The 18,214-nt window shown below is 65.3% G+C and carries 14 protein-coding genes and 1 tRNA gene; 5 read left to right on the top strand and 10 right to left on the bottom strand.

Annotated features, from left to right (window positions below):
- Nucleotides 1–10: 10 nt before the first annotated feature.
- On the bottom strand, nt 11–1,696 hold the full coding sequence (gene aceF, locus J2W36_RS11925; RefSeq protein WP_307689929.1) for a dihydrolipoyllysine-residue acetyltransferase: 1,686 nt from the start codon (nt 1,694–1,696) through the stop codon (nt 11–13).
- A gap of 29 nt (nt 1,697–1,725) precedes the next feature.
- Nucleotides 1,726–4,461, bottom strand: a complete 2,736-nt coding sequence (gene aceE / locus J2W36_RS11920; RefSeq protein WP_307689928.1) for a pyruvate dehydrogenase (acetyl-transferring), homodimeric type — start codon at nt 4,459–4,461, stop codon at nt 1,726–1,728.
- Between the two features lie 226 nt (nt 4,462–4,687).
- Here aceE and J2W36_RS11915 point away from each other — a divergent pair, with 226 nt between their 5' ends.
- From J2W36_RS11915 to J2W36_RS11900, 4 genes are all read left to right on the top strand, one after another.
- On the top strand, nt 4,688–7,231 hold the full coding sequence (locus J2W36_RS11915; RefSeq protein WP_307689927.1) for a PAS domain-containing sensor histidine kinase: 2,544 nt from the start codon (nt 4,688–4,690) through the stop codon (nt 7,229–7,231).
- A complete protein-coding gene (locus J2W36_RS11910; protein ID WP_307689926.1) occupies nt 7,228–7,863 on the top strand; it encodes a response regulator transcription factor in 636 nt (211 codons plus the stop codon). The genes J2W36_RS11915 and J2W36_RS11910 overlap by 4 nt, the downstream gene beginning before the upstream one ends.
- 77 nt (nt 7,864–7,940) lie before the next feature.
- Nucleotides 7,941–8,792 carry a bifunctional methylenetetrahydrofolate dehydrogenase/methenyltetrahydrofolate cyclohydrolase FolD gene (gene folD, locus J2W36_RS11905; RefSeq protein WP_307689925.1) on the top strand — a complete coding sequence of 284 codons (852 nt, stop codon included), beginning with the start codon at nt 7,941–7,943 and terminating at the stop codon, nt 8,790–8,792.
- A gap of 26 nt (nt 8,793–8,818) precedes the next feature.
- Nucleotides 8,819–10,876 (top strand): M3 family metallopeptidase, encoded by a 2,058-nt coding sequence (locus J2W36_RS11900; protein ID WP_370869304.1) that lies wholly within the window; start codon nt 8,819–8,821, stop codon nt 10,874–10,876.
- A gap of 57 nt (nt 10,877–10,933) precedes the next feature.
- Here the strand turns inward: J2W36_RS11900 and rpiA are convergent, their stop codons facing one another.
- Nucleotides 10,934–11,623 carry a ribose-5-phosphate isomerase RpiA gene (rpiA, locus tag J2W36_RS11895; protein ID WP_307689923.1) on the bottom strand — a complete coding sequence of 230 codons (690 nt, stop codon included), beginning with the start codon at nt 11,621–11,623 and terminating at the stop codon, nt 10,934–10,936.
- A gap of 46 nt (nt 11,624–11,669) precedes the next feature.
- Between rpiA and J2W36_RS11890 the strand changes: the two genes are divergently transcribed.
- Nucleotides 11,670–12,743: a quinone-dependent dihydroorotate dehydrogenase gene (locus tag J2W36_RS11890; RefSeq protein ID WP_307689922.1), complete on the top strand. Its 1,074-nt coding sequence runs from the start codon at nt 11,670–11,672 to the stop codon at nt 12,741–12,743.
- A 33-nt stretch (nt 12,744–12,776) separates the two neighbouring features.
- Here J2W36_RS11890 and J2W36_RS11885 read toward each other — a convergent pair whose 3' ends face one another.
- The 7 genes from J2W36_RS11885 to hscA all read right to left on the bottom strand — a co-directional run bounded on the left by J2W36_RS11885 (nt 12,777) and on the right by hscA (nt 18,212).
- The gene (locus J2W36_RS11885) at nt 12,777–13,496 is read right to left on the bottom strand and encodes a phage holin family protein (RefSeq protein ID WP_307689921.1); all 720 of its coding nucleotides are present in this window, start codon (nt 13,494–13,496) and stop codon (nt 12,777–12,779) included.
- 57 nt (nt 13,497–13,553) lie between these two features.
- The gene (locus J2W36_RS11880; protein WP_307689920.1) at nt 13,554–13,865 is read right to left on the bottom strand and encodes a glycine zipper domain-containing protein; all 312 of its coding nucleotides are present in this window, start codon (nt 13,863–13,865) and stop codon (nt 13,554–13,556) included.
- Nucleotides 13,866–13,950: 85 nt separating this feature from the next.
- The gene (locus J2W36_RS11875) at nt 13,951–15,054 is read right to left on the bottom strand and encodes an NAD(P)/FAD-dependent oxidoreductase (protein WP_307689919.1); all 1,104 of its coding nucleotides are present in this window, start codon (nt 15,052–15,054) and stop codon (nt 13,951–13,953) included.
- 86 nt (nt 15,055–15,140) lie between these two features.
- Nucleotides 15,141–15,215, bottom strand: a tRNA-Val gene (locus J2W36_RS11870).
- A 76-nt stretch (nt 15,216–15,291) separates the two neighbouring features.
- Complete coding sequence (gene dnaQ / locus J2W36_RS11865; RefSeq protein WP_307689918.1) at nt 15,292–16,005, bottom strand: DNA polymerase III subunit epsilon; 714 nt, start codon at nt 16,003–16,005, stop codon at nt 15,292–15,294.
- Nucleotides 16,005–16,343, bottom strand: a complete 339-nt coding sequence (fdx, locus tag J2W36_RS11860) for an ISC system 2Fe-2S type ferredoxin (RefSeq protein WP_307689917.1) — start codon at nt 16,341–16,343, stop codon at nt 16,005–16,007. The genes dnaQ and fdx overlap by 1 nt, the downstream gene beginning before the upstream one ends.
- Before the next feature lie 12 nt (nt 16,344–16,355).
- Nucleotides 16,356–18,212, bottom strand: coding sequence for a Fe-S protein assembly chaperone HscA (hscA, locus tag J2W36_RS11855; protein ID WP_307689916.1), 1,857 nt, complete (start codon nt 18,210–18,212; stop codon nt 16,356–16,358).
- Nucleotides 18,213–18,214: the final 2 nt, after the last annotated feature.

Genomic DNA, 18,214 nt, shown 5'->3' with positions numbered 1-18,214 from the left:
CGGTTCCTTCTCAGAGCAGCACGCGGCGGAAGTCAGCAAGGACCTGGCCGAGGTACGCGTTGAAGCGTGCTGCGGAGGCGCCATCGATCACGCGGTGGTCATAGGACAGCGACAGCGGCAGCGTCAGGCGCGGCACGAACTGCTTGCCATCCCACACCGGCTTCATCTGGCCCTTGGACAGGCCGAGGATGGCCACTTCGGGCGCGTTGATGATGGGCGTGAAATGCGTGCCACCAATGCCGCCGAGCGAACTGATCGACATGCAGCCGCCCTGCATGTCGGCCGAGCCGAGCTTGCCGTCGCGCGCCTTCTTGGCGAGCTCGCCCATCTCCTGGCTGATCTGCAGGATGCCCTTCTTGTCGGCATCCTTGAGCACCGGCACCACCAGCCCGTTGGGCGTGTCCGCTGCGAAGCCGACGTTGTAGTACTGCTTGTAGACCAGCGTGTCACCGTCCAGGCTGGTATTGAACTCGGGAAATTTCTTCAGCGCCGAGACCACGGCCTTGATCACGAAGGCCAGCATCGTGACCTTCACGCCGCTCTTCTCGTTCTCCTTGTTGGTCGCCACGCGGAAGGCTTCGAGCTCGGTGATGTCCGCTTCGTCGTTGTTGGTGACGTGAGGGATCATCACCCAGTTGCGGTGCAGGTTCGCGCCGCTGATCTTCTTGATGCGCGACAGGTCCTTGCGCTCGACCGTGCCAAACTTCGCGAAGTCGACCTTGGGCCACGGAATCAGACCGAGCGCCGCGCCGTCGGCACTGCCACCACCCACCGGAGCCTTCGCCGCGGCAGCCTTGGTGCTGGCAGCGCCGCTCATCACGGCCTTGGTGAAGGCGTGGATGTCTTCCTGCGTGATGCGGCCCTTCAGGCCTGAACCCTTGATCTCGTCGAGCGGAACGCCGAGTTCGCGTGCGAACTTGCGGATCGACGGCGACGCGTGTGGCAGCTTGCCGGTCGGCGCTACGGTGGGGTTGTGCGCAGGCGCGGCAGCGGCGGTCGTTGCTGCAGGCGATGGCGATGCAGCAGCTGGCGTCGGCGCAGACGCGGTCGCCGAGGCAGGTGCCGAAGCGGCTGCAGCAGGCGCGGTTGCGGCGGCGGGTGCAGCGGCCGACGTGCCTTCCAGCATCGCCACCAGGTCGCCGATGTTCACGACATCGCCCACCTTCACCCGGAGTTCCTTCACGACGCCAGCCGCCGACGACGGAATCTCCATCGACGCCTTGTCCGACTCCACCGTGATCAGCGACTGCTCGGCCTTGACCGTGTCACCCACCTTCACCAGCACCTCGATGACCGAAACGTCCTTGAAGTCGCCGATGTCGGGCACCTTGACCTCGACCGGGCCGCTTGCTGCGGCCGGTGCAGGGGCGGGTGCAGCAGGGGCCGGCGTTGCCGCAGCGGCAGCCGGTGACGCTGCGGCCGGCGCAGGGGCAGCTGCGGGCGCAGGCGCCTGTGCACCGTCGGCCTCGAGCACCAGCACGACCGAACCTTCCTTGACCTTGCCGCCCACCGCGACCTTGATCTCCTTGACCACGCCGGCCTGGCTCGACGGAATCTCCATCGACGCCTTGTCCGACTCCACCGTGATCAGCGACTGCTCGGCCTTGACCGTGTCGCCCACCTTCACCAGCACCTCGATGACCGCGACCTCGTCGAAGTCGCCAATGTCCGGCACCTTGATATCCACTGTTGCCATATGTCTGTCTCCCGCGCCAGGCGCGTCGGTTATGCGTAGAGCGGGTTGATCTTCTCGGCGTTGATGCCGTACTTCTTGATGGCCTCGGCGACCTTGGATGCGGGGATGGTGCCATCCTCAGCCAGCGCCTTGAGCGCCGACACCACGATGAAGTGCCGGTTGATCTCGAAGTGCTCGCGCAGCTTGCTGCGGAAGTCGCTGCGGCCAAAGCCGTCGGTGCCCAGCACCTTGTAGTTGCGGCCCTTGGGCACGTACGGACGGATCTGCTCGGCAAACGCCTTCATGTAGTCGGTCGATGCCACCACCGGGCCACTGCTCGCAGCGAGCTGCTGCCCGACGAAGGACACGCGTTGTTCTTCGGTCGGATGCAACAGGTTCCAGCGGTCGGCGTCCTGACCATCGCGCGTGAGCTCGTTGAAGCTCGGGCAGCTCCACACGGCCGCGCTCACGCCCCAGTCCTTCTCCAGAAGTTCCTGCGCGAAGAACGATTCGCGCAGGATCGTGCCGCTGCCCAGCAACTGCACCGTGGGCACCTCCTCGGCATCCTTGCCCTTGGCGGGCGCGATCACAGGCGCCTGCTTGCACAGGTACATGCCCTTGAGGATCTGCTCTTCCGTGCCCGGTTGCAGGCCAGGCATCGCGTAGTTCTCGTTGAGCAGCGTCAGGTAGTAGTAGACGTTTTCCTGCTTTTCGACCATGCGCTTCAAGCCGTGGTGCAGGATCACGCCGACCTCGTGCGCGAAGGTCGGGTCGTAGCTCACGCAGTTCGGGATGGTGTTGGCCAGGATGTGGCTGTGGCCGTCCTCATGCTGCAGGCCTTCGCCGTTGAGCGTGGTGCGCCCCGACGTGCCACCCAGCAGGAAGCCGCGCGCCTGCATGTCGCCGGCCGCCCAGGCCAGGTCGCCGATGCGCTGGAAGCCGAACATCGAGTAGTACACGTAGAACGGCACCATGATGCGGTTGTTCGTGCTGTACGACGTGGCGGCTGCGATCCAGCTCGACATGCCGCCGGCCTCGTTGATGCCTTCCTGCAGGATCTGTCCGGCCTTGTCTTCCTTGTAGTACATGACCTGGTCCTTGTCGACCGGGGTGTACTGCTGACCTGCGGGGTTGTAGATACCGATCTGGCGGAACAGGCCTTCCATGCCGAAAGTGCGCGCCTCGTCGACCAGGATCGGCACGACGCGCGGGCCCAGTGCCTGGTCGCGCAGCAGTTGCGTGAGGAAGCGCACGTAGGCCTGCGTCGTCGAGATCTCGCGGCCTTCGGCGGTCGGCTCCAGCACGGCCTTGAAGGTTTCCAGTGCCGGCACGGTGAAGCTCTCGTCGGCCTTCACGCGGCGGTGCGGCAGGTAGCCGCCCAGGGCCTTGCGGCGCTCGTGCAGATACTTCATTTCCGGCGTGTCGTCGGCCGGCTTGTAGAAAGGGATGTCCGCGATCTGGCTGTCCGGGATCGGGATGTTGAAACGGTCGCGGAAGGCCTTGATGTCCTCGTCGGCCAGTTTCTTGGTCTGGTGGACGTTGTTCTTGCCCTCGCCGATCTTGCCCATGCCAAAGCCCTTGACCGTCTTGATCAGGAGCACGGTCGGCTGGCCCTCGTGCTTGACGGCCGCGTCGAAGGCCGCATAGACCTTCTGCGAATCATGGCCGCCACGGCGCAGCTGCCAGATGTCGTCGTCGCTCATCTTGGAGACCATCTCGAGCGTGCGCGGATCGCGGCCGAAGAAGTTCTTGCGCACATAGGCGCCATCGTTGGCCTTGAACGACTGGTAGTCGCCGTCGTTGCACTCCATCATGATCTTGCGCAGCGCACCGTCCTTGTCGCGCGCGAGCAGCGGGTCCCAGCCCGAGCCCCAGATCAGCTTGAGCACGTTCCAGCCGGCACCACGGAACTCGCCTTCGAGTTCCTGGATGATCTTGCCGTTGCCGCGCACCGGGCCGTCCAGACGCTGCAGGTTGCAGTTGATCACGAAGATCAGGTTGTCGAGCTTCTCGCGCGCGGCCAGGCCGATGGCGCCGAGCGATTCGACCTCGTCCATTTCGCCGTCGCCACAGAACACCCAGACCTTGCGGTTCTCGGTGTTCGCGATGCCCCGGGCATGCAGATACTTCAGGAAGCGCGCCTGGTAGATCGCCATCAGCGGGCCAAGGCCCATCGACACCGTGGGGAATTGCCAGAACGCGGGCATCAGCTTGGGATGCGGGTAGCTCGAGAGGCCCTTGCCGTCGACTTCCTGGCGGAAGTTGAGCAACTGCTCTTCGGTCAGGCGGCCTTCGAGGTAGGCCCGTGCGTAGATACCGGGCGACACGTGCCCCTGGATGTAGAGGCAGTCACCCCCATGGTTCTCGCTCTCGGCGTGCCAGAAATGGTTGAAGCCGGCGCCGAACATGCTGGCCAGCGAGGCGAAGGAGCCGATGTGGCCGCCGAGGTCCCCGCCTTCGGGCGGATGCAGGCGGTTGGCCTTGACCACCATGGCCATGGCGTTCCAGCGCATGTACGAGCGCAGGCGCTCTTCGATCGCCAGATTGCCGGGCGAACGCTCTTCCTGGTCGACTTCGATCGAGTTGACGTAGGCGGTGTTGGCCGAGAAGGGCTTGTCGATGCTGTTCTGGCGGGCGTGCTCGAGCAGCTGTTCGAGGAGGAAGTGCGCGCGCTCGGGGCCCTCGCTCTCGATGACGGCGGACAGCGCGTCCATCCATTCACGTGTTTCTTGCGCATCCGCGTCGTTCGCGGCCGAGCCAAAAGTGTTCTCGGGATTTGCCGACATGCTTGTCTCCTGGATAGGGGTGTGACGGAAAAGGATTGCTGCAGAGGCCAGCGCGCGGGAGTTTCGCACAGAAACCACATGATTTCAAATGGTGCGCATGCTTTTCTTATTATGAAATATCAAAAGACGAATGCGCCATGGTGATGTCGGTCGACAGAGTTGCTGACGACCCAATATGACCTGCTATTGGGCGTGCGGACAGGGGGCTTCCCCTAAACTTGGCGCCATGCCCTTCTTCTCTAAGATCGCGTCCGCACGGAGTGCGGCAAACGCATCACCTCTGTCGTGGTGGCGCCGCTGGTGGCGTGGCCAGACCCCGGTGCTGCAGGACGCGGTCGCCATGCTCGCCCCCATGGCAGCCGTCCTGCTGTTCCTGGCAGCCATCGTCTCGGCCTTCTGGTACCTGCGTGTCGAGGAGGTCGAGCGCGAGCAGGAATCGGTCAAGCGCGACGTCGAATACGCGCAGCAACGCGTGCGCCTGCGCCTGCTCGAGCGCCAGGAACAGCTCATGCGCATTGCACGCGATGCCTCCAACCGAGAGATCGATGCCGCCGAATTCACCAGCCGGGCCGAGTCGCTGGTCAGCCAGTTCCCGGAACTGCAGGCCATCAGCTGGATCGACGACCGGCGTCGCTTCAAGGCAAGCTATGCGGGGCCCAGCGTGCACCCGGCGTTGCAGCACGTCGTCGGCGAGGTGCTGCGCCCCGGCGACATCGAAAGCAGCTATGCCCTGGCCCGCGAGCTGCGCCAGCCCGTGTTCTCGCAACCGGTTGCGGGCAGCGACCCGCCTTCGATGCTCCAGTTGCATATCCCGCTGTTCGACCAAGGCCTGTTCGCTGGCGTGGTGATGGGCGAATTTTCGGTCGACGGGCTGCTGCGCTATGGCATGCCGGCGGAGGTGTCGGCCCGCTATGCACTCTCGCTGCTCGACGCCAAGGGCGGCCTGATCGCGGGCAACACGGTAGCCAATCCCCGCGAGACGGTCACGCGGCTGCTGCCCTGGAGCGAGACCACCAATGAGTATGAGGTGCCGGTGTCGCCCGTGGGCAATGCACTCGTGCTGCGGGCGCAGGCCTATCGCACGTCGCAGGGCGTGGTGGGCAATGGACTTTTCTGGCTGGTGGGCGCGCTGAGCGTGCTCACGAGCTGGATGCTGATCGGCACCTGGCGCCACACGCGCAAGCGCCTGCAGGCCCAGCAAGCGCTGATCGCCGAGACCAACTTTCGCCGCGCCATGGAAAACTCGATGCTCACCGGCATGCGGGTGCTCGACCTCCAGGGCCACATCACCTACGTGAACGCCGCGTTCTGCGCGATGACCGGTTGGTCGGAGGAAGAGCTGGTCGGCCAGAAACCCCCTTTCCCCTACTGGCTCGAATCCGACCGCGAGGTGATGAACGAGCGCCTCGAAGAGGAGCTGCATGGCCGCGCCCTGCCCGGCGGGTTCCAGGTGCGCGTCAAGCGCAAGAACGGGACCATCTTCAATGCGCGGCTCTACGTCTCGCCGCTGATCGATGCGCGCGGCCACCAGACCGGCTGGATGACCTCGATGACCGACATCACCGAGCCCACGCGCATCCGCGAACAGCTGTCTGCCTCGTACGAGCGCTTCACGACGGTGCTCGAAGCGCTCGACGCGGCGGTGTCGGTGGCACCCATCGGCAGCGAGGAACTGCTGTTTGCCAACAAGCTCTACCGGCTCTGGTTCGGCTCCAACACCGTCGGCCATCTGGGCATGGTCGCGCAGGCCGGTGTGCCGGCATCGGCCGCGCACGACGAGGAGCTCGACGACGTCGACCCGTTCGCCGGCCTGCCGATCGACACCCTCACCACTGCGCAACCCGCCAACAACGAGATTTTCGTGCCCGAGCTCGGCAAGTGGCTCGAAGTGCGTTCACGCTACCTGACCTGGGTCGACGGCCGCCTGGCGCAGCTGGTGATCGCCACCGACATCACCCCGCGCCGCGATGCCGAAGAACAGGCGGCTGCGCAGGCCGACCGTGCGCAGTCGGCCAGCCGGCTGATCACGATGGGCGAAATGGCGTCGAGCGTGGCGCACGAACTCAACCAGCCGCTGACGGCCATCAGCAACTACTGCAACGGCATGATGTCGCGCATCAAGGGCCAACAGATCGATTCGGAAACGCTGCTCGCCGCGCTGGAGAAGACGTCCAAGCAGGCCCAGCGCGCGGGCCAGATCATCCAGCGCATCCGCTCGTTCGTGAAGCGCAGCGAGCCCAACCGCACGCCATCGGACGTGGCGCTGATGGTGAGCGAAGCGGTGGAACTCGCGGGCATCGAGCTGCGTCGGCGCAACGTGCGTCTCAACCACTATGTGGCGGCACGGCTGCCGATCGTGCTGGTCGACCCGATCCTCATCGAGCAGGTGCTGGTCAACCTGCTGAAGAATGCGGCCGAGTCGATCGACCTGGCCGAACGCCCGCTGGCGCGCCGCAGCGTCGAGCTGCGCGTGCTGCCCAAGGTGATCGAAGGCCACAAGGCCGTGGAATTCTCGGTGCAGGATACCGGCATGGGCCTGGCGCCCGAGGTCATGGACCGGCTTTATGAAGCCTTTTTCTCTACCAAGCCCGAAGGCATGGGCATTGGGTTGAACCTTTGCCGCACGATTGTGGAGTCGCATCGCGGTCGCATGCAGGCTGAGAACATCTACAATGGTTCGGACGTGGTCGGATGCCGTTTTTCCTTCTGGATTCCGGTGATGGACGCTATCAGTTCCGTAGCAAACGACGAGGCAAAGGTACCCGCATGAGTTTGATTCCGAAGAAGGGCACGGTCTATGTCGTCGACGATGACGAAGCCGTACGAGATTCGCTTCAATGGCTGCTGGAAGGCAAGGACTACCGGGTTCGATGCTTCGACTCCGCAGAATCCTTTCTGTCGCGCTACGATCCGCGCGAAGTCGCGTGCCTGATCGTCGACATCCGCATGGGCGGCATGACCGGGCTGGAATTGCAGGATCGCCTGATCGAGCGCAAATCCCCACTCCCGATCGTGGTCATCACCGGCCACGGCGACGTGCCGATGGCCGTCGACAGCATGAAAAAAGGTGCAATGGACTTCATCCAGAAGCCCTTCGTGGAAGACGACCTGGTGAGCCTGGTCGAGCGCATGCTCGAACATGCACGAGGGACCTTCACGCAGCACCAGCAATCGGCCAGCCGCGACGCGTTGCTGTCCAAGCTGACGGGCCGCGAGGCCCAGGTGCTCGAACGCATCGTCGCCGGCCGCCTGAACAAGCAGATTGCCGACGACCTGGGCATCAGCATCAAGACGGTGGAGGCGCACCGCGCCAACATCATGGAAAAGCTCAATGCGAACACCGTGGCCGATCTGCTGAAGATCGCGCTCGGACAGGCGCAAGCGCCGGTCAAGACGCCCTGAGCGCTATCGCCGCGATAGGCACAACCGTTCTCCACGCCTGCGCAAGCGGGCGTTTTTACTTGGAAAATCAGAACCCGATGACTGCACAACTGATCGACGGCAACGCCCTCTCCCGCACGCTTCGTGCCGACGTTGCCACCCGCGCTGCGGCGCTCAAGGCCCGTGGCGTGACACCCGGTCTGGCCGTGGTCCTGGTCGGTGACAACGCGGCCAGCCAGGTTTACGTGCGCAACAAGGTCAAGGCCTGCGAAGACAACGGCCTGCATTCGGTTCTGGAAAAGTATCCCGCCGAACTGAGCGAGGCCGACTTGCTCGCGCGCGTCGACGCGCTCAACAACGACCCGTCCATCCACGGCATCCTGGTGCAGCTGCCGCTGCCAGCCCACATCGATGCGCAGAAAGTCATTGAAGCCATCGCGCCCGAAAAGGACGTCGACGGCTTCCACGTCGCCAGCGCAGGCGCCCTCATGACCGGCGCGTCGGGCTTCTGGCCTTGCACGCCCTACGGCTGCATGAAGATGATCGAGTCGATCGGCTACGACCTGCGCGGCAAGCATGCGGTGGTCATCGGTCGCAGCAACATCGTCGGCAAGCCGATGGCGCTGATGCTGCTGGCCAAGAACGCGACAGTCACCATCTGCCACAGCGCCACCCCTGACCTGGGCGCCATGACGCGGCAGGCTGACGTGATCGTCGCAGCCGTCGGCAAGCGCAATGTGCTCACCGCCGACATGGTCAAGCCCGGCGCCGTCGTCATCGACGTGGGCATGAACCGCAACGACGAAGGCAAGCTCTGCGGCGATGTCGACTTTGCCGGTGTCCGTGAAGTCGCCGGATGGATTACTCCCGTGCCCGGCGGCGTCGGCCCGATGACCATCACCATGCTGCTCGTCAACACCCTCGAAGCTGCTGAACGCACCCCCCTCTGACTTGAACTTGCGGCGCACGTCGCCAGATGCCCTCCATGACCAATCCGCTCCTCGACTTCACCGACCTCCCGCTCTTCGACCAGATCCGACCCGAGCACGTTGCCCCCGCGGTCGATCTGCTGCTGGCCGAGGCCGATGCGGCACTGCAGACTGTGACCGCGCCCGACTTTCCGGCCGACTGGCTGGCGATCTCGCGGGTGCTGGACGTGGCGTCCGAGCGCTTCAGCCGCGCCTGGGGTGCGGTGGGTCACCTGAATGCCGTCGCCGACACGCCCGAGTTGCGCGCCGCTTACAACGAGGCCATGCCACGGGTGACCGCCTTCTGGACGCGCCTGGGTTCGGATGAACGCCTGTACGCCAAGTACAAGGCCATCGACGCGTCGACCCTCAATGCCGAGCAGCGCCAGGCCCACAAGAATGCGGTGCGCAACTTCGTGTTGGGAGGCGCCGAGCTGCAAGGCGCTGCCAAGGAGCGCTTTGCCGCCATCCAGGAACGCCAGGCTGAATTGAGCCAGAAGTTCAGCGAGAACGCACTGGACGCGACCGACGCCTTTGCCCATTACGCCGAGCTCAACGCGCTCGAAGGCGTGCCCGCCGATGTGGTGAGCGCAGCCCGCGCTGCTGCCGAGGCCGAAGGCAAGACTGGCTACAAGCTCACGCTGAAGATGCCCTGCTACCTGCCGGTGATGCAATTCGCCAAGAGCAGCGCGCTGCGCGAAACGCTGTACCGCGCCTACGCCACCCGTGCCAGCGAGTTCGGCAATCCGGCCTTCGACAACACGTCGCTCATCAGCGAGATCCTCGCACTGCGTGAAGAAGAGGCCAAACTGCTGGGCTACCGCAACTTCGGCGAACTCTCGGTCGTGCCGAAGATGGCCGACACACCCGAACAGGTCATCAAGTTCCTGCGCGACCTCGGCACCAAGGCCAAGCCCTACGGCGAACGCGACCTGGCCGACCTGCGCGCCTTCGCGGCGTCCGAACTGGGCCTGCTGGATCCACAACCCTGGGACTGGACCTTCGTCGGGGAGAAGCTCAAGGAAGCGCGCTACGCCTTCAGCGAACAGGAGGTCAAGCAGTACTTCCCGGCGCCCAAGGTGATGGCCGGGCTGTTCAAGATCGTCGAGACGCTGTTCGAAGTGGCCATTCGCCGCGACAGCGCGCCGGTGTGGCACCCGAGCGTCGAGTTCTACCGCATCGAACGTGGCGGCCAGAAGGTCGGCCAGTTCTATCTGGACCCGTCCGCGCGTGCGGCCAAGCGCGGCGGCGCCTGGATGGACGATGTGCGTGCACGCTGGCTGCGCCCGGACACCGGCACCCTGCAGACCCCGATCGCCCAACTGGTGTGCAACTTCGCCGAAGGCGTCGACGGCAACCCGCCACTGCTCACCCACGACGACGTGACCACGCTGTTCCACGAATTCGGCCATGGGTTGCACCACATGCTCACGCAGATCGACGAGCGCGACGTGTCGGGCATCAGCGGCGTCGAATGGGACGCGGTCGAATTGCCCAGCCAGTTCATGGAGAACTTCTGCTGGGAATGGGACGTGCTGCAGAACATGACGGCGCACGTCGCCACGGGCGAGCCCCTGCCGCGTGCCCTGTTCGACAAGATGACGGCGGCCAAGAACTTCCAGAGCGGCCTGCAGACGCTGCGCCAGATCGAGTTCTCGCTCTTCGACATGCTGCTTCACACCGAGTACCAGGCCGCCAATGCGCAGCCTGGCGCAGTGATGGCACTGCTCGGCCAGGTGCGCAAGGAATTCGCCGTGATGCCTTCGCCACCTTTCAGCCGCACGCCCAACACCTTCAGCCATATCTTCTCGGGCGGGTATGCGGCGGGCTACTACAGCTACAAGTGGGCCGAAGTGCTGAGTGCGGACGCCTACGCCGCATTCGAGGAAACGGCAGGCCTCAACGGCGAGCCGAGCATCGAGACCGGCCGCAGGTACCGCCAGGCGATCCTGGAGGCGGGCGGCAGCCGCAGCGCGATGGAATCCTTCAAGGCCTTCCGCGGCCGCGAACCGCAGCTCGACGCGCTGCTGCGCCACCAGGGCATGGGCGAGCCGGTCGCTGCCTGACGCGCGTGGGCGCAGTCGGCGGCATCCGCTGCGGCAGCGGTCCGCAGCGGTGTCGCCTCAGTCGAAGCGAAGCGTTTCGACGCCGGTGGGTGTGCCCAACAGGCACACGTTCGCACGCTGGTGCGCGAACACGCCCACCGTCACCACACCGGGCCACTGGCTCACTTCGGACTCAAAGCCCAGCGGGTCGGTGATCTTCAGCCCCGTCACGTCGACGATGTGCTGGCCGTTGTCGGTGACCAGTGCCACACCGTCGCGCTCACGGACCTGGGCCATGCCGCCCATGCGTGCGAACTGGCGCATCACGCGCTGCGCCGCCATCGGGATCACCTCCACCGGGAGGGGGAAGGCACCCAGGGTCTTCACGCGCTTGGACGCATCGGCAATGCAGACGAAGCTGCGCGACTGGGCCGCGATGATCTTTTCGCGCGTGAGCGCCGCTCCGCCGCCCTTGATCATGAAGCCGTGGCCGTCGATCTCGTCGGCCCCGTCGATGTAAACAGCCAGCTCCTCGACCTCGTTGCTGTCGAAGACCTCGATGCCCAGCGCCAGCAGGCGCTCGGTCGAAGCCACCGAACTGGACACCGCGCCGCGGATGTCGTTCTTGATGGTGGCGAGCGCCTCGATGAACTTGTTCACGGTCGAACCGGTGCCGACACCGACGATGGCGCCCTTGACCACGTAGTCCAGTGCGGCGCGTCCGACTTGCGCCTTGAGTTCGTCCTGGGTGAATGCGGGAGTGGTCATGCGCGAGAATCCTTGGCTCTGTTCGTTCGAAGTCCGGAATTATCCGATGCCCATGCCGCTGCCCTCGTCCCTCTACGGCCTTGCCCGTCCCTTTTTATTTGGCCTCGATGCAGAGCATGCCCATGAGGTCACGCTCGGTGCGCTCGCCCGCACGCAGAACACGCCGCTGGCCTGCCTGTACGCGGCGCCACGCGTCGACGATCCGGTCACGCTCGCGGGCCTGCAGTTTCCCAACCGTGTTGGCCTGGCCGCAGGCCTGGACAAGAACGCGCGCTGTATCGACGCCTTCGCGGCCATGGGCTTCGGCTTCGTCGAAGTGGGTACGGTCACGCCCAAGGCGCAACCGGGCAACGCGCGTCCGCGCATCTTCCGCCTGCCCGCACGCGAGGCGTTGATCAATCGCCTGGGCTTCAACAACGAAGGTCTGGCTGCCTTCGTCGCCAATGTGAAACGCGCGCGCTTTCGTTCTGCGGCCAGTTCCGGCAAGGCACCGATGCTGCTGGGCCTGAACATCGGCAAGAACGCTGCCACGCCGATCGAGCGCGCGGTCGACGACTACCTGCTGTGCCTGGACGGCGTGTATGCCCACGCCGATTACGTGACGGTCAACATCTCCAGTCCGAATACGGCCAACCTGCGCTCGCTGCAAAGCGACGAGGCGCTCGATGCGTTGCTCGGTGCCGTGGCCGAACGCAGAGAGGCCCTGGTGGCCCGGCATGGCAAGCGCGTGCCGCTGTTCGTGAAGATCGCGCCCGACCTCGACGCTGCCCAAGTGGCCGTGATCGCCGCCACGCTGCAGCGGCACCGCATGGACGGCGTGATTGCGACCAACACGACGCTGTCGCGCGACGCGGTCGCAGGTTTGCCGCATGCCGAGGAAGCCGGCGGACTGTCGGGCGCCCCGGTGCTGGAGGCCAGCAACCGCGTGATCGCTCAGCTGCGCGCTGCGCTCGGTCCGGCTTTTCCGATCATCGGCACAGGCGGCATTCTCAGTGGTAACGATGCCCAAGCGAAGATCGCTGCGGGCGCTGATGTGGTGCAGATCTACACCGGCCTGATCTACAAGGGCCCGGCCATCGTCCGTGAAGCCGCACTGGCGTTACGCAACGCCAGGCGCTGAAGCCAGCCGCCCGACGCGGGCGACTGGCCTGCCTCAGCGCATGCGCCAGAGCAAGGGAGCGGCAAAGGCAGCCCAGCGCAGCAGCCGGCGCGGACCGAGCACCGCCACCACGGCAGCGGCTGCGACACCCGAGGCGACAGGATGCGTACGGGCCGTGCGCCAGGCCGCTGCGCTGAGCGGCTCGTCCGCTGGAATATCTTCCGCCGGACCCCGGGGCGCTGGTGTCTGCAGTACCGCAATCCGCTGTCGCTGCGTTGCGATGCGCGCCAGCAGTTCGTCACGGGTGACAGGACGTGCGGCCCTTGGCGCACCTTCATCAGGCGCCGCGTCGCCCTCGTCATCGCCCTGCTTGCCGAGGTGGAACTGATCCTGCGCCCAGGCCCAATCCTGGCCCAGTTGCTCGCGCAAGGGATCGAACGCGCGGCTCGGACGGCGCAGCAGTTGGAACAGCGCCAGCGCGCAAGCCGCCCACAATGCAATCCATACACCCGCCACGGTCCATGCCGCCGTGATGCGGTATGGTGTTTCCCAGTAATGCACGACCACGGCAACAGACAGCAGGGCCACTGCGACGGTGGCGAGGCCCAACACCGCAATCACCAGGACCAGCATCAGCTTGAGCCGCTGCTTTTCCTCTTCCCACGCCATGCGCAGCAGTTGCACACGGTCTTCGGCTGCAATGCCACCTTCGCCGATGGCGATCTTGACACGGCGGATGCGCGCATCCAGCCCGAACAAGGACAACAGTTTCATGAATTCCCTCCCTGCCTGAGTTTGCTCGCACCGTCATCGGGTGCGCCCCTGTGCACTTCAGCGGCGGCGGCCGAGCACCAGTCCGACCAGCACGCCCACGGCAAGCGCGCCTGCAGCGATCTGCCACGGCTCATCATGCGCATAGGCATTGGCGGTGTTGGCCGCTTCCTTGGCTTTCTTGGCCGCCAGCTTGCTCTTCTCAGCGGCCAGTTCGCGCGCGATCGCCAGCTTGGTTTCGACGCGTTGGCGCAATGCCTTGATCTGCGGCAGCGACTCCAGATCCTTGCCGCCCAGCACGCCCTTGACGTCGCTGGCAAGTTCTTCGACCACTGCGTTCGCGGCCGCTTCGAGATTGTGGGATGCACTCATTGGAATCGTTCCTCCGTCTTTCAACCGGCAGCGCGCCGGCGACTTCACGCCAGCAAGCGGCGTGCCGTTCCATGTTACATGCTGCTCAGCACGTTGCCAGCAGTTGTGCGACGTGCTGGCCGATCGCCAGGCTGCTCGTGAGACCAGGCGACTCGATGCCGAAGAGATTGACCAGGCCGGCCACGCCATGCGCTTCGGGTCCTTCGATCATGAAATCGCGCGCTGACTCGCCGGGACCCGAGATCTTGGGCCGGATGCCCGCATAGCCTGGAATGAGGGCTCCGTCTGCCAATCCGGGCCAGTAACGGCGCACCTCGGCATAGAACGCCTCCCCGCGTGCCGGATCGACCACGAGGTCGTCGGGCGCATCGACCCACTGAACATCGGGGCCGAACTTGGCTTGCCCGCCGAGGTCCAGCGTGAGGTGCACGCCCAGACCGGCCGCCTCCGGCACGGGATAGATCAGCCGGCCAAAGGGCGCTCGACCGGCCAACGTGAAATAGCTCCCTTTGGCGAAGAAGTCGGCAGGGACCGCGCTCGCCGGCAATCCCTCGAATCGGCGCGCGAGCCCTGGCGCCCCCAGTCCGGCCGCATTGACGACGCTGGCGCAACGCAGCACCGTGCCGTCCAACGCCGTCAGCACGATGCCCTGGGGCCCGCACTGCGCGTGACTCACGCCGGACCGAAGCGCCAGCACCCCGCCTGCATGCTCCAGGTCGCCCTGGTAGGCCAGCATCAGCGCATGGCTGTCGACAATGCCAGTGCTCGGCGAGTGCACGGCCGCCAGGCAGTCGAGCTGCGGCTCGATGGCCCGCGCTTCGTCACGCGTGAGCATGACCAGGTCGTCCACGCCGTTGGCACGCGCCTTGGCGATGATCGCCTCCAGTTGCGCCACCTGTCCGGGTGCGGTCGCGACAATGAACTTGCCGCAGCGCCGGTGCGGCACGCCACGCGCCTGGGCATACGCGTAAAGCATCTCGCGCCCCTGCACGCAGAGCGTGGCCTTGAGCGAGCCCTGAGGATAGTAGATGCCGGCGTGGATCACCTCGCTGTTGCGCGAGCTCGTGCCCGTGCCGATGGCACCCTCGGCTTCCAGCACGATCACTTCCCGGCCTTGCAACGCGAGTGCACGCGCCACGGCCAGCCCCACCACCCCGGCGCCAATGACAGCGCAATCGAAATCTTCCATGCGTCGAGCTTAGCGCGACAGAGCGGGCGCCAACGACAAAAAGTCCCCGGTAAAAACCGGAGACTGAAGCGATAGGGTGTGGAATTTGGTGGGCGGTGGAGGTTTCGAACCTCCGACCCCAGCAGTGTGAATGCTGTGCTCTACCCCTGAGCTAACCGCCCTTCACAACCGCATGAGTATGCGATTGCTTGAAGTGTTTCGCGTTATCTGCGAAGCCTCGAATTATGCCATAGGTTTTCAGGCTGATGCTTCGAGCTTGCGAAAAATCGTGCGACCACCGCTCGATTTGTCGATCTGCTGCAGCAGCGCGTCATGCGCCGTCATCTCCTGCTCGACCGCCATCAGCACCGGCAGTTCGAAGCTGCGCAGGTCGACCGCCACCACCTTCCCGAAGGCGGGCTCATCCGCAGCCACATCGATCAGCAGCGCATCCTGGCCGCGTGTGAGGTTGATGTACACGTCCGCCAGCAACTGCGCGTCCAGCTTGGCGCCGTGGAAGGTGCGGTTGGAGCGATCCACGCCGAAACGGTCGCACAGCGCATCGAGCGAATTGCGCTTGCCCGGGTACACCTGCTTGGCCATGGCGAGCGTGTCGGTCACCTCGGCCACGAAGGTGTGCAGCGGCGGCAGGCCGGCACGTTCGAACTCCTTGTTGAGAAAGCCGACGTCGAAGGCTGCGTTGTGGATGATCAATTCGGCATCCCGCAGATAGTCGACCACGTCCTGCGCCAGCATGGCGAACTTGGGTTTGTCGCGCAGGAAGTCGGTCGTCAGGCCGTGCACCTTGAGCGCGTCTTCGTGGCTTTCGCGTTCCGGGTTGAAGTAGATGTGCAGGTCGTTGCCGGTCGGCTTGCGATTGAACAGCTCCACGCAACCCAGTTCGATCACGCGGTCGCCGTTTTCCGCCGACAGGCCGGTGGTTTCGGTGTCGAGAACGATCTGGCGCGACATCAGTGGTTTTCCTTGGCGTGGTTGATCGAATACTTCGGGATTTCGATGGTCACGTCGGCCTGCGCCAGGATCGCCTGACAGCTCAGTCGCGACTGCGGCTCCAGGCCCCAGGCACGGTCGAGCAGATCGTCTTCGGTTTCATCGGACGCATTGAGCGAGCTGAAGCCCTGCCGGACCACCACGTGGCAGGTGGTGCAGGCGGCGCTCATCTCGCAGGCATGCTCGATGTTGACATGGTGCTCGAGCAGCGCCTCGCAGATCGAAGTGCCGGCCGGCGCGCTGATTTCGGCGCCCTGCGGGCAGTATTCGGGATGGGGAAGGATCTTGATCGTGGGCATGTGCTTGTTGTTCTACAGCGATTCGATTTGACGGCCCGACAACGCACGCGCGATGCCGCGGTTCATGCGTTGCGCGGCGAAAGCCTCGGTGCCCTCGGCCAACGCCTTGGTGGCGGCCTCGACCACGGCCGCATCGGTGGAGGCAATCGCCTCGCGCAGCGCGCTTCGCAACACCTCGATGGCGGCGCGCTCGTCAGCTGCCAGCAGGTCGCCGTCGGCGTCGAGCGCACTTTGCGTGGCCATCAGCATGCGGTCGGCATCGACACGCGCCTCCACCAACGCACGTGCCTGCATGTCTTGCTGCGCGGTCGAAAAACTCTCTTGCAGCATGGTGGCGATCTGGTCGTCCGACAGGCCGTAAGAAGGCTTGACGGTCACGCTGGCCTCCACGCCACTGCCCTGCTCCCGGGCTGCCACGCTCAGCAGGCCATCGGCATCGACCGTGAAGGTCACGCGGATGCGCGCCGCCCCGGCCGCCATGGGCGGGATGCCGCGCAGCTCGAAGCGCGCCAGGCTGCGGCAGTCGGCCACGAGGTCGCGCTCGCCCTGCACCACGTGCAGTGCCAGCGCGGTCTGACCGTCCTGGTAGGTGGTGAAGTCCTGCGCCATTGCCGTCGGAATGGTCTGGTTGCGCGGCACGATGCGCTCGACCAGGCCGCCCATGGTCTCGATGCCCAGCGAGAGGGGAATCACGTCGAGCAGCAGCAGGTCATCGGCGCCGCCGTTGCCTGCGAGCTGGTTTGCCTGGATCGCCGCGCCCAGCGCGACCACCTCGTCGGGGTTCAGGTTGGTCAACGGTGCACGGCCGAAGAAGGCGGCGACCGCCTCACGGATCTGGGGCATGCGCGTGGCGCCGCCGACCAGCACGATGCCTTCAAGCGCCTCGGGCTTGAGCCGCGCATCACGCAGCGCCTTGCGCACGGCCGCAACGGTGCGTGCGGTGAGGCTCTCGGTGGCCGCATCGAACTGTGCGCGGGTCAACGGCACTTCGACACGCTGGCCGTGGAGATCGAACGCCACCGTCACGGCATCGGCCGTGGTCAACGCTTCCTTGGCGCTTCGCGCTGCGATCATCAGCGCGGCACGGTCGACATCGTTTTCGACGGCGAGGCCGCTCCGGGCCAGCACCAGGTCGGCCACGGCGTGATCGTAGTCGTCGCCCCCCAGCGCCGAATCGCCGCCGGTCGCCACCACTTCGAACACGCCCTGTGTGAGCCGCAGGATCGAAATATCGAAAGTGCCACCGCCCAGGTCGTAGATGGCATAGACGCCTTCGCTGGCGTTGTCCAGGCCATAGGCGATGGCTGCGGCCGTGGGCTCGCTGATGAGCCGCAGCACCTGAATGCCCGCCAGTTCGGCTGCGTCCTTGGTCGCCTGGCGCTGGCCTTCGTCAAAGTACGCGGGCACCGTGATGACGGCGCCGTACAGCGTGTCATCGAAGGTGTCTTCGGCGCGGTAGCGCAGCGTCGCGAGGATGTCGGCACTGATCTCGACCGGTGACTTCTCACCAGCGGCGGTGTGCACCGCGAGCATGCCGGCTTCGCCGCCGATGCGATAGGACAGCGCGTCCCGGTTGGCGATGTCGGCCAGCCCGCGCCCCATGAGCCGCTTGACCGATGTGATGGTGTTGGCCGGGTCGGTGGCACGCGCGGCAAGCGCGTCGAAGCCGATCTGGCGGCGTTCACGGTCGACATAACGCACGACCGAAGGCAGCACGACACGGCCCTGATCATCGGGCAGGCATTCGGCCACGCCATTGCGAACCGAGGCCACGAGCGAATGGGTAGTCCCCAGGTCGATGCCCACAGCCACGCGGCGTTGATGCGGATCGGGCGCCTGGCCGGGTTCTGAAATCTGAAGAAGAGCCATGT

Source organism: Variovorax ginsengisoli, from assembly GCF_030811835.1.
In the GTDB taxonomy this organism is placed as follows: domain Bacteria; phylum Pseudomonadota; class Gammaproteobacteria; order Burkholderiales; family Burkholderiaceae_C; genus Variovorax; species Variovorax ginsengisoli_C.
This window is presented reverse-complemented; position numbering and strand designations above follow the sequence as displayed.